Origin of the sequence: Rossellomorea yichunensis (assembly GCF_032337515.1) — a bacterium.
GTDB classification, from domain to species: domain Bacteria; phylum Bacillota; class Bacilli; order Bacillales; family Bacillaceae_B; genus Rossellomorea; species Rossellomorea yichunensis.
The window spans coordinates 44,803-58,991 of sequence record NZ_JAVYAD010000008.1 but is presented as its reverse complement, the minus strand read 5'-3'; the positions used below and the strand labels follow the sequence as shown (position 1 = coordinate 58,991).

Annotated in this window: 15 protein-coding genes; 14 read left to right on the top strand and 1 reads right to left on the bottom strand. The window is 39.7% G+C overall.

Features of this window, described 5'->3' with window-relative positions:
• The first annotated feature begins 171 nt into the window (after nt 1-171).
• From RSX31_RS20545 to RSX31_RS20530, 4 genes are all read left to right on the top strand, one after another.
• On the top strand, nt 172-447 hold the full coding sequence (locus tag RSX31_RS20545; protein WP_315635872.1) for a helix-turn-helix domain-containing protein: 276 nt from the start codon (nt 172-174) through the stop codon (nt 445-447).
• Between the two features lie 276 nt (nt 448-723).
• Nucleotides 724-1,404, top strand: a complete 681-nt coding sequence (locus RSX31_RS20540; protein ID WP_148993825.1) for a serine/threonine protein kinase — start codon at nt 724-726, stop codon at nt 1,402-1,404.
• A gap of 282 nt (nt 1,405-1,686) precedes the next feature.
• On the top strand, nt 1,687-2,760 hold the full coding sequence (locus tag RSX31_RS20535; protein ID WP_315635871.1) for an NAD(P)H-dependent flavin oxidoreductase: 1,074 nt from the start codon (nt 1,687-1,689) through the stop codon (nt 2,758-2,760).
• 180 nt (nt 2,761-2,940) lie between these two features.
• Nucleotides 2,941-3,630 carry a hypothetical protein gene (locus RSX31_RS20530; RefSeq protein ID WP_148969073.1) on the top strand — a complete coding sequence of 230 codons (690 nt, stop codon included), beginning with the start codon at nt 2,941-2,943 and terminating at the stop codon, nt 3,628-3,630.
• A 36-nt stretch (nt 3,631-3,666) separates the two neighbouring features.
• On the opposite strand, the gene RSX31_RS20525 is transcribed toward RSX31_RS20530, so the two are convergent.
• On the bottom strand, nt 3,667-4,146 hold the full coding sequence (locus tag RSX31_RS20525) for a hypothetical protein (RefSeq protein WP_315635870.1): 480 nt from the start codon (nt 4,144-4,146) through the stop codon (nt 3,667-3,669).
• Nucleotides 4,147-4,241: 95 nt separating this feature from the next.
• Between RSX31_RS20525 and RSX31_RS20520 the strand changes: the two genes are divergently transcribed.
• The 10 genes from RSX31_RS20520 to RSX31_RS20475 all read left to right on the top strand — a co-directional run bounded on the left by RSX31_RS20520 (nt 4,242) and on the right by RSX31_RS20475 (nt 14,123).
• Complete coding sequence (locus tag RSX31_RS20520) at nt 4,242-4,823, top strand: vWA domain-containing protein (RefSeq protein ID WP_315635869.1); 582 nt, start codon at nt 4,242-4,244, stop codon at nt 4,821-4,823.
• Nucleotides 4,824-5,145: 322 nt separating this feature from the next.
• Nucleotides 5,146-6,324: a TraB/GumN family protein gene (locus RSX31_RS20515; protein WP_148969070.1), complete on the top strand. Its 1,179-nt coding sequence runs from the start codon at nt 5,146-5,148 to the stop codon at nt 6,322-6,324.
• 341 nt (nt 6,325-6,665) lie between these two features.
• The gene (locus RSX31_RS20510) at nt 6,666-6,974 is read left to right on the top strand and encodes a hypothetical protein (RefSeq protein ID WP_187443500.1); all 309 of its coding nucleotides are present in this window, start codon (nt 6,666-6,668) and stop codon (nt 6,972-6,974) included.
• Between the two features lie 48 nt (nt 6,975-7,022).
• Complete coding sequence (locus RSX31_RS20505; RefSeq protein ID WP_148993832.1) at nt 7,023-7,547, top strand: histidine phosphatase family protein; 525 nt, start codon at nt 7,023-7,025, stop codon at nt 7,545-7,547.
• A gap of 554 nt (nt 7,548-8,101) precedes the next feature.
• Nucleotides 8,102-8,281 (top strand): hypothetical protein, encoded by a 180-nt coding sequence (locus RSX31_RS20500; protein WP_044337098.1) that lies wholly within the window; start codon nt 8,102-8,104, stop codon nt 8,279-8,281.
• A 430-nt stretch (nt 8,282-8,711) separates the two neighbouring features.
• Nucleotides 8,712-9,536, top strand: a complete 825-nt coding sequence (locus RSX31_RS20495; protein ID WP_148993833.1) for a M55 family metallopeptidase — start codon at nt 8,712-8,714, stop codon at nt 9,534-9,536.
• A gap of 14 nt (nt 9,537-9,550) precedes the next feature.
• A complete protein-coding gene (locus tag RSX31_RS20490; RefSeq protein WP_148969066.1) occupies nt 9,551-10,483 on the top strand; it encodes an ABC transporter permease in 933 nt (310 codons plus the stop codon).
• Complete coding sequence (locus tag RSX31_RS20485; RefSeq protein WP_148993834.1) at nt 10,483-11,436, top strand: ABC transporter permease; 954 nt, start codon at nt 10,483-10,485, stop codon at nt 11,434-11,436. The genes RSX31_RS20490 and RSX31_RS20485 overlap by 1 nt, the downstream gene beginning before the upstream one ends.
• A 5-nt stretch (nt 11,437-11,441) precedes the next feature.
• Entirely contained in the window at nt 11,442-12,455 is a 1,014-nt protein-coding gene (locus RSX31_RS20480; RefSeq protein ID WP_315635868.1) for an ABC transporter ATP-binding protein, read from the top strand.
• A 42-nt stretch (nt 12,456-12,497) separates the two neighbouring features.
• Nucleotides 12,498-14,123: a peptide ABC transporter substrate-binding protein gene (locus RSX31_RS20475; RefSeq protein ID WP_148993836.1), complete on the top strand. Its 1,626-nt coding sequence runs from the start codon at nt 12,498-12,500 to the stop codon at nt 14,121-14,123.
• Nucleotides 14,124-14,189 lie beyond the last annotated feature (66 nt).

Here is a 14,189-nt window from a genome sequence, read left to right as displayed (position 1 = left end):
ATCATTCATCCCGTTCAAAAGTCGCACCTAGCTTTCACCAATCAAACCATAAAGTACTTCCGATATAACCGTATATTGTAAATAAGAAATTATACGGTTTCCCTTGAAAATGTGTAGAAATTTCTTTATATTTAGTAAATAAAATTTACCAATTGTTGGAGGAGTCTACCTATGAAGGACATGAAAAAATTATGCAACTCCATAAATAATTGTTTTGTAAAAGATGACTCGAATACTGAAAAACTACATATGGGCGAAATCGTTCACATTTTGCGTGTGAAGTCTCAATTAACACAAGAGGAATTAGCTCAAAAAGCAAACGTGAGTGCTCAAACGATTAAGAGGCTTGAAGGAGGAAAGGGCAAAGTAAGTGACATCACCTGCCGATCAATATTTGAAGCACTTGGAGTAAATATTTCTTTATTAACGGAGCTTTTAGAGAAATGACTTAACTTGATGTATAAATGATAGAGAGAAGGAAGTGTAAAAGTAGATGAACTTATTGGGGGCGTGATTTTTCCCTTCTTTTCTTAAAAGTTTTTAAGAAAGATATGTTCATCATGATTAAGAATATATGCTATTACATACAACTGTCTAAAATTTCTAGCAAATTACAAAGGTGCAAGATTGATATCAGGGTTTGGTAGGTGCTATATTATTCTGAATAAGGTATGAATTCCAATCATACCTTTTATAAAGTTCAATCCAAAGAAGGGAGAACTTATGGATAATAAATGGGAAGCAGCACTACCATCTCTTTCTCAGGTTACCGTGTTTTCCAATCTCAATAATGAACCTGTCAGGATCCATGGAGGGGATGATAGTCTAAGATGCATCGGTGTCGGGACGGATGCAGCGGTATTTCAATCCATTTATGCTCCAGAGTATGCGTTCAAATTGTACGCGGAGGATAAGGGATCGAAAATTAATATAGAAGAAAAAGTGTACAATACCATTGGGAATTCACCCTTTTTCTCAACCTGCTATGCCGCTTACGATAAATTTCTCGTTTTAAGTTATGAAGATGGACCAACACTATTCGATTGTCTGCTCCAAGGAATTCACATTCCTAAACAAGTAATTCAAGATGTTGAGGATGCCAGACAGTATGTTCGTGATCAGGGATTGAATCCCCGTGATATTCATTTAAAGAATATATTGCTTCAAAATGGAAGAGCCAAAATCATTGATGTATCTGAATACGTCCTTCCAGGAAATGACTTTAGATGGGAGCATTTAAAGAAAGCATACGAAGAGCATTACCACCTCATTGATGGAAGAGCCATTCCGTTTTGGTTACTTGAAACAATTCGAAAATGGTATAACTCATGGAATAAGCATTTCACTTCTTATGAAGAATTTATGAAAATTGTTTTAAAGTTTACTTCATTTAAAAGAGACTAAAAAAGCATTCAGAGCAATAAAAGCTCTGAATGCTTTTTTCTAGGTAAAGGTACTTCCAGGTGCCAATACCACCTTGCAAGTAAGTACTTCTCAATCCAGTAAATGAGGAATTCTTATATGAGTTTCTCATGCTAATACAATCAATCTCAATTGAAATCTTACATTTTCCCCCCTTCACTTTCTATAGAAGTAAGAGTGAAATCAATTGTAGATGAAAGATAAATTTGTCATAATTTATTTATACTTCAATTTTATGTAATTCAATAAAGAGGAGGGGAAACCATGTGGAATCAAAACAACGTTTCTAATTTACTCGGCACACCTTATCCCATCATCCAAGCAGGAATGGCTGGTGGAGTCACTACTGCAAATCTTGTATCAACGGTTTCAAACTCGGGAGGTTTGGGATCCCTGGGAACAGGATATATGTCAGCTGATGATATGAAACGAGCAATCAAAGAAATAAGAAATCAAACGAATCAGCCTTTTGGGGTGAACCTCTTCATACCAGAAACTCCAATAGTAAAGGAAGAACAAATAACCAACGCCCAAAGATTATTGGAGCCTTATAAAAAAGAATTACACCTAACGGACGACCGTCCGTTTTCAGAGCTGCAAACCGATTTTGAAAAGCAGCTAGAAATCATCTTCAATGAAAAGATACCCGTTTGCAGCTTTACGTTCGGCGCACCATCTAAAGAGCTTGTGAAAGAGTTAAAAAAGGAAGGAACTATCGTGATCGGCACTGCGACGACTGTTGAAGAGGCAGTTGTCAATGAAGAGCGCGGTGTAGACATCGTTGTCGCCCAAGGAAGTGAAGCCGGTGGGCATCGGGGCACGTTCCTAGGTTCATTTAAACACTCAATGATCGGAACCTTTTCTCTCGTTCCACAAGTGGTGGATGCCGCAAGCATACCTGTGATCGCTTCAGGAGGGATTATGGATGGAAGAGGGGTTATTGCAGCACTTGCATTAGGGGCAAAAGGGGTCCAAATGGGAACTGCTTTTCTTACATGTAATGAGAGTGGGGCTGGGACTTCCCATAAAAGGGCTGTTTTAGAATCAGCAGAAACTCATACGGTCATCACAGCTGCCTTTAGCGGGAAACCTGCTCGAGGGATTGTCAACAGATTTACCAGGGAAATGCAGGAATTCGAGAGACAATTACCTCCTTATCCCATACAAAATGCGCTAACGAAAAAACTGAGAAAAGAAGCGGGCATTCAGGGAAACCCAGAATTCATGTCCTTGTGGTCTGGACAAAGTCCAAGGCTCAGCAGGGACATATCTGCTAAAGATCTGCTCGAATCCATAGTAACTCAAGTGGAAGAAACGCTAGGGAGGTTGAATGAATAAATAAGTCACTCTATACATTTCATAGTCCCAATCTCACAAATCCTATTTTCCAAATATTAAACCTTGTAATCATTTCTAGCAAAGGTATAATTTTGATATAAGGAAAGCGTTTTTTTATTTATCGTTAATTTTCTAAATAGTTAAAATCCATTCGTTATGTTGCGTTTTTAGGAGGTACAAATGAGAGAAATATTACCTGGATCTGTACTGTCTCATATTCAGTATGGTTATCAAAAAGTTCCTAAGAAGGTCAAAAGTCAATGTCCAAGTTGTTCCAAGGCAAGTGAATTTGTTTTGAAGGCCAATTTTTATCAAGTGAACAAGACAGGACTGTTTGCAGAGGCAAATTGTTCAGAATGTAAGAAACCAGCCCTATTCGTTATTATGCTGAATGATGATTTGGTCAATCGTAGAGAGGAAGCTGGCCTTTATATTTATGATCCCCTGGCAACGAACGGACCGTTGGATCAGATTCAAGGAAATAAACGGATCCCTCAGGACCTCGTCCGATCATTTCGATCCGCTCTAAATGTCAGCCAGTCGAAGGATAACTCTGCCACAGCCGTAATGTCTAAGCGTGTCCTCGAAAGTGTTCTGAAGAATTTTAATGGGGACAAAGTAAACGGGCAATCCTTATCGGAACAATTCGATCAGTTACCCAAAAATGTCGACCTTACTAAGCCAATCCAGGCGCTGAGCCACCTTGTCCATCCAAACTCTCCCTTCTATGAAATGCTTGAATTGGAAAGGGAAATTGACGATGAAACAGCAGGCTTATTGATGGAATTATTAGAAGGCCTCATTGAATACTTATTCGTTCTTCCAGAAAAAATCGAAACGTTACAAGAAAAAATTGAAAAGAAATATTAGTAGAAGTAGAGTGCCGTTTCCAGCACTCTACTTTTTTTATAGTGGTTTTAACTTAAGTGAATACAGTGCCTGATTCACGTCATCGATGTCATAGATTTTCTTCTCAAAACAAAACTGAATCACGAGATCGAATCGGTCGTTTCCTGATAGGGAGAAACCGGCGGCACTCAACAAATCTTCGGTTTCTTGCTCCGACAGTTCAAGAGAAAGACATAGTGCTACTACTGTCCTTTTACTCGGCTTGTATTCAGGAATCGATCTGATTTTTGAAAAGTGCTTTCGGTCGATCCCCGCTTTTTTGTAAATGGAAGCATCTGTCTGGCCCGTGGCATCGATATGCTGAAACAACCTCTCTGAAAAAGACGCTGATTGATGCTGTTCAATAAATTCTTCAAGCTCACTGGAGTAAATCTTTTCGTCTAAGAAGGGTTCTTCTTTATGTATATCATATATCCGTATTTCTCTATTTGTTTCCACGAAATCATGAAGTTCCTGCAAAATCTTATCATTAAGCATACGTTCACCTCCAAATTGTCGCTTACGAGGCGACCCATTTCTTTCTATTCGTGGTTATGATTATATCAGAAACCATGGAGAGAGGATGGAAAAAAATGAATAATGACTTAACCGAAATTATATTCCTGTTAGACAGAAGCGGATCAATGGGTGGACTTGAACATGAAACGATTGGAGGTTTTAATTCTTTTATTGAAAAGCAGAGTCAATTACCGGGTCAAACACTCGTTACTACCGTTCTTTTTGATGATAAGGTCGAGCAATTATGGAGTGGGATGGAGGATGATAAAGTAAGGCTCACACAAGAGGAATATTATGTACGGGGTTGCACTGCTCTAATGGATGCTGTCGGAAAAACGATCCTCAAAGTTGGTCACAGCTTATCTGGTCTTGAGGAAGAGGAGCGACCAGGTAAAGTCATTTTCGTTATCACAACCGATGGTATGGAAAATGCCAGCGTTGAGTTTTCCGCAAGTAAGGTGAAGGACCTTATCAATCATCAAAAAGAGCGATACAATTGGGAGTTCGTTTTTCTAGGTGCGAATATCGATGCTGCTGAAGAAGCTCTGAATATCGGGATTGACATAGAGAGCTCCTATCAATTTGAAGCTTCTTCTAAAGGTGTTGAAAAGATGTATGATATAGTGAGTGAGATTGTATTTCAGAAGAGACGCTGATGTTAATATTGAGTATTGGATCTCATCTATCTATTAGACGGGATTTTTCATTATAGAAACGCTTAATGAATAATGAATTCGCCGTTATATTTAAAACTTCGCCGATAAAATTGAAATACGAGGTTCAATCGGACTAATAGCAATCAACACACCAAAATTCCAACGTTCACCCAAACAAAACATATGAAAATAACCCCAACAATCAATATCTTTCTCGATTCTAAACAGAATTTATTTAAATTTTGCCAAAACTAGTTTATCATTATAAGGTAGATTCAATTTAATCCAATTGGAAGTCAACGGAGTTAAAGGAAGGTACACTATGTCGACAGAAAACGAAAAGAATATTACCAGAATACATATGGATGGGAAAGAATACATTCTCATCGGAACTGCTCACGTGTCGCGTCAGAGTGCGGAGCAGGTAAAAGAAGTGGTCGAAGCCGAACAGCCTGACACGGTTTGTGTCGAGCTGGATGAACCAAGGTATCAATCAATCGTCGAGGGTGATAAATGGAAAGATACCGACATCTTTCAAGTAATTAAAGACAAAAAAGCAACCTTACTTCTTATGAATCTTGCCATTGGATCATTCCAACGGCGTATGGCCAAGCAATTCGGTATCAAACCAGGGCAGGAAATGATACAAGGAATTGAATCGGCTAAAGAAATTGGTGCTGAACTCGTCTTGGCTGACCGGAATATCCAAATTACGTTTTCCCGTATTTGGAACAGTGTCGGATTCAGTGGCAAAGCGAAACTCATGACACAAATCATTTATAGCATTTTCAGTACCGATACGATTACAGAAGAAGAACTAGAGAAGATCAAATCTCAAGATATGCTGGATTCAATGCTAAATGAATTCACCCAAGTGTTTCCTAAATTGAAAACACCATTAATCGATGAACGGGATCAATACCTTGCCCAGAAAATCAAAGATGCCCCGGGAGAGAAAATTGTAGCAGTGTTAGGCGCTGCTCATGTACCCGGTATAACGAAAGAAATCTATAATGAACATAATCTGGACAAGCTGAACGAACGTCCTGCTAAATCAAAATGGCCAAAGATTATCGGCTGGGCCATTCCCGTCATGATTCTTGCCGTGATTGCCTATACCTTTATTTCCAATCCGGATGCAGGTATACAGCAGGGGATCAGTTGGATATTATGGAACGGAGGTTTCTCTGCACTTGGCGTAGCCATCGGGTTAGGTCATCCATTAGCGATATTGACAGCATTCATTGCAGCACCATTTACCTCGTTGAATCCACTACTGGCAGCAGGATGGTTTGCAGGATTCGTTCAGGCATATTTCCGCAGACCGAATGTCGGTGACTTTGATTCACTATCTGAAGACGTTCTGAGTGTAAAAGGATTCTGGCGAAACAAAGTAACGCGAATCCTCCTCATTGTCGTGCTTGCTAACTTAGGAAGTACACTTGGCACTGTAATTGGTGGGGCAGATGTAGTCCGGTTGTTTCTTGAAAATATAAAGTGAAGTGAAATAAGCTATCCTTTGCGGGTGGCTTATTTTTTTACAAAATTTTTTTGGGATATTATGTTAAAATGTATAGAATAATGATTTGTTTGGAGGGATCTTTACTATGAACCACTTTTTAAGCAGATATGCCCACTGGTTACTTCTCCTACTTGTTGGCTCTAGTTTTGTTATGGGATTTACACTCTTTACTCACTCTGTTCAGGGAGTTATCGCTGGTGTATTCGGGATTATGGGATTAAGTGGAGTGGCTTATCTTGTTTTTCATATTGAGAAACAGAGAAGGAGGGAGACTAAATAATACAAACAGTAAGGAATGATTGAGTTCAGGAGGCAATATGATGTATCCAGAATCACTAGTAAACTTGATATCTATTAACAACGATGTATTGTGGGGAGTCCTTTTAATAATGGGACATTTAGTCTCCACTACACTAGCATTAGCCATATTTTCATCAATTCTGCTTAAAAATAAGAAAAACGGATTATTATTCCTTATTCTCTTGATTGTCATGGGGGTGCTGACACTCTATAGAGTAATGAGTTATTCGATAGCATTAGGATTAATTATCGGTTTCATGTATATCATGTTATGTTTTGTTACCTTTATTTCTTTGAAAAAGAAAATGACTATGAAAAAACAATTGTGATTTGGTTATATACTTATATAAGATAGAGTGATAGAAAGGTATGTCTATATGATATGCGTCATCAGACACGGTCAAACAGACATGAACAAAGAGGGCAGATTACAAGGAAGAAACGGCCTTCCCTTAAATAAAGAAGGTTTCAGACAAGCTGAATACTTAAAGTACAAACTGTCACAGATTCCTTTTGATTATGTCTTTTCATCTCCACAAGAAAGGGCGATTCAGACGGCTGAAATTGCCGCTGGAAAGAAAGCCCTCATAGATCCAAGATTGGATGTTTATGATTTAGGTGAAGCGGATGGGCTGATGAAAAGCGAAGTGGAAATGGATGGGATTCTCCCTGATGCCAGAATTTATAAAGGACTTGAAGAAACAGCTTGTTTCATGGAGAGAATTTTTTCATTTATGACTGAATTAAAAAAAGAGTATGGAAATAATGAGAAGAACATCCTGATTTCAGGTCACCGTTGTACAACAGGGGCAATGGGCTCATATTTCACAGAAGGGGCAAGGGATGAAAATATCTTGAAGCACTCCTCTAATAATGGCGATTTCAGATTATTTTCCTTCTGAACGATAGACATACTGAAGGGGGATAAGATGATTGAAGAAAATTTGTTCCTGGTTGGGGGATTACTTTGTAGTGATCTGGAAAATTCACTAATTATTAATGATCACTTTGTGTTTTCAAAAAAGATCATTGGGTAAATAGTAAGTAGCCTTTACCCGCAACCTTGTGAGGAGAGAATAATAGGAGCTGTGACAATCGTTGCTAAATATACATGACAAATATTCCATTGTTTTGTATCAAACACATATGGCAAAAAATCAAGCTTCTCGCAAATCTCAGAAAATTACGATCCAAATGCTCTCTCAGTATACAGGTTTCTCTGAGGAAATCATTCTCGAAGCACTTGAGTTTGGAAAATTAGCACCTGATTTATCTATTAGATAATCACCTACGTGTAAAGGTCTAAGAAAATTATTTTCTCCTCCAAGGTTGACCATTAGTAAACCTGTAATGTAGTTGATTCATTTTTGTTACATAATTAATTTTTTAAGAATATATTGAAAAAACAAGCCTATATTTATTATAATAACAGAAAGGATTTATAGAGGAGGATCTAATGGACACCCACAGGAGTAAAAGGATATCCAAGTTATACCGAAAGTTGATTACTTCTGATGCAACACAAGCTTTCCTTATTTATAAAGGCCTAGATGAGACAACGAAAGCAGAATTACTCGATTTAGTGGCAGAGATGGGCTCTCAGCACTCAGAGAAACTTTTGAACAAAATCAGCTAATATACATTAACCGAGTGTAAGACCTGGAGAGGAGATTTCTCCAGGTCTTTTCATATGAAAGGTTCATTATCATAAAGACGAATTGCTGTTGGAAATATATCATTAAAATGAAACTGGGTCATTTGTCCTTCATCAAACGCTCAAACCCAGGGAAATATCATCTATATAAACAAAAGAGTGCGGTGTGATTTCGATTATGAAATCCATCGCATTTTTAGATTTTATTAGATTTAATGATTCCAATTATCTAATTATTGACTAAAAAGAGGAAAAATTCTTTTTGGTGAAACGAAACATAGTTCTATTGTCCTTATTTTATGAAAATAGGAATAAATTCCTTTTTATTCAAAAAATTGTTGTAATTAGGCGAATTAATATTTATAATATTAAGAAAATTTAATAAATATTTCCTAGGAAAGGGGGGCACTATATGAATGTATATATGTCGGTGGATATGGAGGGAATTACAGGCTTAGTTGATCATACACAGGTAGATTCGGGCAAGCATAATTATGAGCGTGGGAGAATCATCATGACGGAGGAAGCGAATACGGTAATATCTGCTGCCTTTGAGTCAGGTTGCGCCGAAGTACTGGTAAATGATAGTCATTCACAGATGAACAATTTATTAATTGAAAAGCTGCATCCAGAAACAAAGTTGATATCCGGTGGAGTGAAACCATATTCCATGATTCAAGGGCTGGATGAGAGGTTTGATGGGGCTTTTTTTGTGGGTTATCACGCAAGGGCATCGACGAAGGGTGTGATGTCCCATTCGATGATCTTCGGCGTTCGCAACATGTATATCAATGATGTTGCCTTGGGAGAGCTGGGCTTTAATGCGTATGTTGCAGGATTTTACGGGGTTCCAGTGTTGATGGTTGCCGGAGATGACCAGGCAGCACTTGAGGCAGAAGCATTGATACCCAATGTTACGACAGCCGTCGTGAAAGAAACGATTTCCCGTTCTGTGGCAAAAAGCCTGACACCTCAGAAATCAGCTCAATTATTAAAGGAGAAAACCGAAGAAGCGATACATAACAAAGAAAACGTAAAACCTCTCACTCCACCTGACCATCCGACATTGCGAATCGAATTTGCGAATTACGGACAAGCGGAGTGGGCAAGCCTCATGCCAGGGACAGTGCTAGAAGCAGGCACAACGACTGTACGATTTGAGGCGAAAGATATCCTGGAAGCCTATAGAGCCATGCTTGTAATGACTGAACTGGCGATGCGAACAACATTCTGTTAGGAAGTGTGAGATCAATGGGTACATATTTGTTGAAAAGACTTCTCGCCATGGTGATAACGTTATGGCTGATTGTGACATTAACATTTTTCTTAATGCATGCCATACCAGGGTCACCATTTAATGAAGAGCGTAATACAAGTGAGATCGTACAGCAAAATTTAGAAGCTCATTATCATTTGAATGAGCCGTTGATGATTCAATATTTTCTCTATTTAAAGTCACTTATTTCATTAGACTTTGGTCCATCAATTACACAACCATCACAAACCGTAAATGATTTATTAGGAAGGGGATTTCCAATCTCCTTTGAATTAGGAATGATTACTCTCGTAATTGCCGTATTGTCTGGCATAATTTTAGGTGTATTGGCTGCTCTCAGACATAATGGGATCATAGATTACATGGCAATGACCTTCGCCGTACTCGGGATTTCGATTCCAAACTTTGTGATGGCGACATTACTTATTCAGGAATTGGCTGTAAACAGGGGGATTTTCCCTGTAGCCACATGGACGAGCTGGCGTCACATGGTTCTTCCGACCTTGGCATTAGCAACAGGGCCAATGGCCATCATTGCCCGACTGACTCGTTCTAGTATGTTGGAAGTATTAACCCAGGATTATATTCGAACAGCCCGTGCCAAAGGATTGTCACCAATCAAGATTGTGTTTAAGCATGCCCTGCGAAATGCCTTACTTCCGGTTGTAACTGTACTGGGTACTCTAGCAGCAGGAATATTAACAGGTACATTCGTCATTGAACAAATCTTTGCGATTCCTGGAATGGGAAAGTATTTCGTGGAGAGCATCAATCAGCGTGATTATCCTGTCATTATGGGTACGACTGTATTTTACAGTGCATTTCTCATACTTATGCTGTTTTTAGTAGATTTAGCTTATGGTTACCTTGATCCCCGGATAAAGTTACATAAGAAGGAGGCGAAATAATGGGAGTTCCAAAACACCAAGAACCAAATGTGACTCCAGACGTACTGGATGAGTGGTTTACACCCAAGAAGAGGAATAAAGATGATGCTGAAGCGGTGGTCCGACCGAGTCTTTCCTATTGGCAGGATGCGTGGAAGCGTCTTGTGAAAAATAAGCTGGCAATGCTTGGCTTTGTTTTTTTAATCGGATTAATTGTGATGGCAGTCATTGGCCCCATTATTTCTCCCCATGACGTAACGAAGCAAACACTTTCGAACCAAAACCTGCCGCCTTCCGGTGATCACTGGTTTGGTACCGACGATATGGGTCGAGATGTATTTACCCGTACGTGGTATGGGGCACGGATATCGTTGTTTGTAGGTTTTATGGCCGCACTCATTGATTTTGTAATCGGGATAATATATGGAGGCATAGCAGGTTATAAGGGTGGCAAGACCGATAACGTTATGATGCGTATTGTTGAAATTCTATACGGCTTACCTTACCTACTAGTTGTGATTTTATTAATGGTCGTGATGGGGCCGGGCCTACTCACTATTATCGTTGCCTTAACCGTGACGGGCTGGATCGGGATGGCCCGAATTGTAAGGGGACAAGTGCTCCAAATTAAAAACTATGAGTTCATTCTTGCTTCTAAAACGTTTGGTACGAAAACAGCCCGTATCATACGGAAGAACCTCCTGCCTAATACGATGGGACCGATTATCGTTCAGATGACACTGACCGTACCAAGCGCTATTTTTGCAGAAGCATTCTTAAGCTTCCTTGGATTGGGAATTCAAGCTCCGTATGCTAGTTGGGGAGTCATGGCTAATGACGGCTTATCTACGATTCTATCAGGCTATTGGTGGCGATTATTCTTCCCGGCTTTATTTATTTCTCTTACAATGTTCTCATTCAACGTTTTAGGTGACGGATTACAAGATGCACTTGATCCGAAACTAAGGAGGTAATCATCATGAATCAAGTATTATCTGTCCAAGATTTACATGTACATTTCTCGACCTATGGGGGAGAAGTCAAAGCGGTTCGGGGAGTGAGCTTTGATTTACATAAAGGGGAAACGCTTGCCATTGTCGGAGAATCTGGATGCGGAAAGAGTGTAACATCTCAAAGCATTATGAGATTAATTCCGAGTCCTCCCGGGAAAGTGACGAACGGCAGGATACTATTTAAAGGAAAAGACCTTTTAGATGTAACCGAACCGCAAATGCGTAAGATTCGAGGGGCCGATATTTCGATGATTTTCCAGGATCCCATGACGGCTCTAAATCCTACCCTGACAATAGGGGAGCAAATCATAGAAGGAATTCTGCAGCATAACGACGTTTCCAAGAAACTGGCCAGACAAAAAGCGATTGAGATGCTGACACTTGTCAGTATTCCAAACCCTGAAGAACGATTAAAGCAATACCCCCACCAATTTAGCGGGGGAATGAGGCAGCGGATTGTTATTGCCATGTCACTCGTTTGCGAACCAGACGTTATAATCGCCGATGAACCAACAACAGCTCTTGATGTAACCATTCAGGCGCAGATTTTGGAATTATTCAAAGAAATCCAGCAGAAAACTGGTGTCTCGATTATTTTGATTACCCATGATTTAGGTGTAGTAGCTCAAGTTGCTGATCGTATTGCTGTCATGTATGCCGGTAAAATTGTAGAGGAAGGAACCAGAAGAGAGATCTTCTATCATCCTCAACATCCGTATACACAAGGGTTACTAAAATCAGTACCTAGACTTGATCTTGATGGGGAAGATCTGATTCCAATACCCGGTTCACCGCCTGATTTATTTTCACCACCTGTTGGATGTCCTTTCGTTCCCAGGTGTGAAAAGGCGATGGAAGTGTGCGACCGTGTATATCCATCGAAAACACAGCTATCAGATGATCACCACGTTGACTGCTGGCTTCAGGATAAACGTGCCAAAAAAGCGATGCTTTCATCGATTAGCTTAACCATCCGTTAGGTTAATTGTTTGATAGATAAAAAGAATAAGAGGGGGAAGAACATGAAGAAGCTATTATCACTTTTTTTAGTAGGAATGCTCTTGTTTGTATTGGCAGCTTGTACAGCTACGAAGGATGCAGGCAGTGAGTCAAGCAGTGAAGACAGCAAGAAGGAAAATACTGGAAAGGTTCTTCACTTGAATAATGGTGCAGAACCGACGTCTTTTGATCCTCCCATTGGATTCGACTCCTATTCCTGGACAGCACTAAACAATTTAATGGAAGGGATGACTCGCTTAAACGCTAATCATGAACCCGAAGCGGCAATGGCAGAAAAATGGGACGTGTCTGAAGACGGAAAAGTATACACATTCCACATTCGTGACAATGCCAAATGGTCTAATGGAGATGATGTAACAGCTGGAGACTTCGTTTTTGCTTGGAAACGTCTGTTGAATCCGGAAACGGGATCACCGGCTGCCTTCTTAGGTTATTTCATTGAAGGTGGTGAAGCCTTCAATACAGGTACAGGGTCAGCAGATGAAGTGAAGGTAGCAGCGAAGGACGAGAAAACATTTGAGGTCACTCTATCAAGTCCACAAGCGTATTTCTTAAGCGTCATTGCGAATCCAGCGTTCTTCCCGATCAATGAGAAGGTTGCTACTGAAAACCCTGAGTGGTTTGCAGAAGCTGATACATTCGTTGCAAATGGGCCTTTTAAATTAACTGAATGGGAGCATGACAGCCACTTTGTTATGGAGAAGAACAATCAGTATTGGGATAAAGATTCAGTGAAATTGGATAAAGTTCACTGGGCAATGGTGAACGATACAAACACGGATTATCAATTATTCAAAACGGGTGAGCTGGATACAGCAGACGTACCAGCAGATTTAAGTAAACAGTTATTCGAAGAAGGGAAAGTGAATGTAGAAGATCAAGCAGGAACCTACTTCTACCGTTTCAATTTAGAAAAAGAACCTTTCCAAAATCAAAACATACGTAAAGCATTTGCCATGGCGGTAGATCAACAGCAAATGGTCGACTTTGTAACAAAGAATAAGGAAAAAGCAGCTTACGGGTTCGTATCAAAAGGATTCAAAGATCCTTCTGGAAAAGACTTCCGGGAAGCAAATGGAGATTTAGTGAAAACAGATATCGAAGAAGCGAAAGCCCTTCTGAAAAAAGGAATGGAAGAAGAAGGATACGATAAGCTTCCTGAAGTAACCTTAACGTACAGCACTAGTGATACACATCAGAAAATCGCTGAAGCCCTTCAACAAATGTTCAAGGAAAATTTGGAGGTTGACGTTAAATTAGCCAATATGGAATGGAACGTATTCCAGGATGAGCAAAAAGCATTGAAGTTCCAATTATCACGAAGCTCATTCCTGGCAGATTACGCAGACCCGATCAACTTCCTGGAGAACTTCCAAACTGGCCACTCTATGAACCGAACAGGTTGGAGTAATGAAAAGTTTGACAGCCTAATAAAAGAAGCCATGAATGAAGCAGATGAAGCGAAGCGCTTCGAATTAATGTATGAAGCAGAGAAAATCCTAATGGATGAAATGCCGATCATTCCAATCCACTTCTACAACCACGTGTATTTACAAAATGAAGATGTATCCGGTATCGTTCGTCATCCAGTTGGATACATGGAATTAAAATGGGCAGACAAGAAATAAGTGCTTGAACTAATAGTGAGTGGAGAAGACGCAAGGCTACTTGAAGCCTTGCGTTTGCTCCCTCTT

What these genes read in the sequence shown, in the direction of transcription:
- RSX31_RS20545 (WP_315635872.1), top strand. Translation starts at nt 172, where the DNA reads ATGAAGGACATGAAAAAATTATGCAACTCCATAAATAATTGTTTTGTA.
- RSX31_RS20540 (WP_148993825.1), top strand. Translation starts at nt 724, where the DNA reads ATGGATAATAAATGGGAAGCAGCACTACCATCTCTTTCTCAGGTTACC.
- RSX31_RS20535 (WP_315635871.1), top strand. Translation starts at nt 1,687, where the DNA reads ATGTGGAATCAAAACAACGTTTCTAATTTACTCGGCACACCTTATCCC.
- RSX31_RS20530 (WP_148969073.1), top strand. Translation starts at nt 2,941, where the DNA reads ATGAGAGAAATATTACCTGGATCTGTACTGTCTCATATTCAGTATGGT.
- RSX31_RS20525 (WP_315635870.1), bottom strand. Translation starts at nt 4,146, where the DNA reads ATGCTTAATGATAAGATTTTGCAGGAACTTCATGATTTCGTGGAAACA.
- RSX31_RS20520 (WP_315635869.1), top strand. Translation starts at nt 4,242, where the DNA reads ATGAATAATGACTTAACCGAAATTATATTCCTGTTAGACAGAAGCGGA.
- RSX31_RS20515 (WP_148969070.1), top strand. Translation starts at nt 5,146, where the DNA reads ATGTCGACAGAAAACGAAAAGAATATTACCAGAATACATATGGATGGG.
- RSX31_RS20510 (WP_187443500.1), top strand. Translation starts at nt 6,666, where the DNA reads ATGTATCCAGAATCACTAGTAAACTTGATATCTATTAACAACGATGTA.
- RSX31_RS20505 (WP_148993832.1), top strand. Translation starts at nt 7,023, where the DNA reads ATGATATGCGTCATCAGACACGGTCAAACAGACATGAACAAAGAGGGC.
- RSX31_RS20500 (WP_044337098.1), top strand. Translation starts at nt 8,102, where the DNA reads ATGGACACCCACAGGAGTAAAAGGATATCCAAGTTATACCGAAAGTTG.
- RSX31_RS20495 (WP_148993833.1), top strand. Translation starts at nt 8,712, where the DNA reads ATGAATGTATATATGTCGGTGGATATGGAGGGAATTACAGGCTTAGTT.
- RSX31_RS20490 (WP_148969066.1), top strand. Translation starts at nt 9,551, where the DNA reads ATGGGTACATATTTGTTGAAAAGACTTCTCGCCATGGTGATAACGTTA.
- RSX31_RS20485 (WP_148993834.1), top strand. Translation starts at nt 10,483, where the DNA reads ATGGGAGTTCCAAAACACCAAGAACCAAATGTGACTCCAGACGTACTG.
- RSX31_RS20480 (WP_315635868.1), top strand. Translation starts at nt 11,442, where the DNA reads ATGAATCAAGTATTATCTGTCCAAGATTTACATGTACATTTCTCGACC.
- RSX31_RS20475 (WP_148993836.1), top strand. Translation starts at nt 12,498, where the DNA reads ATGAAGAAGCTATTATCACTTTTTTTAGTAGGAATGCTCTTGTTTGTA.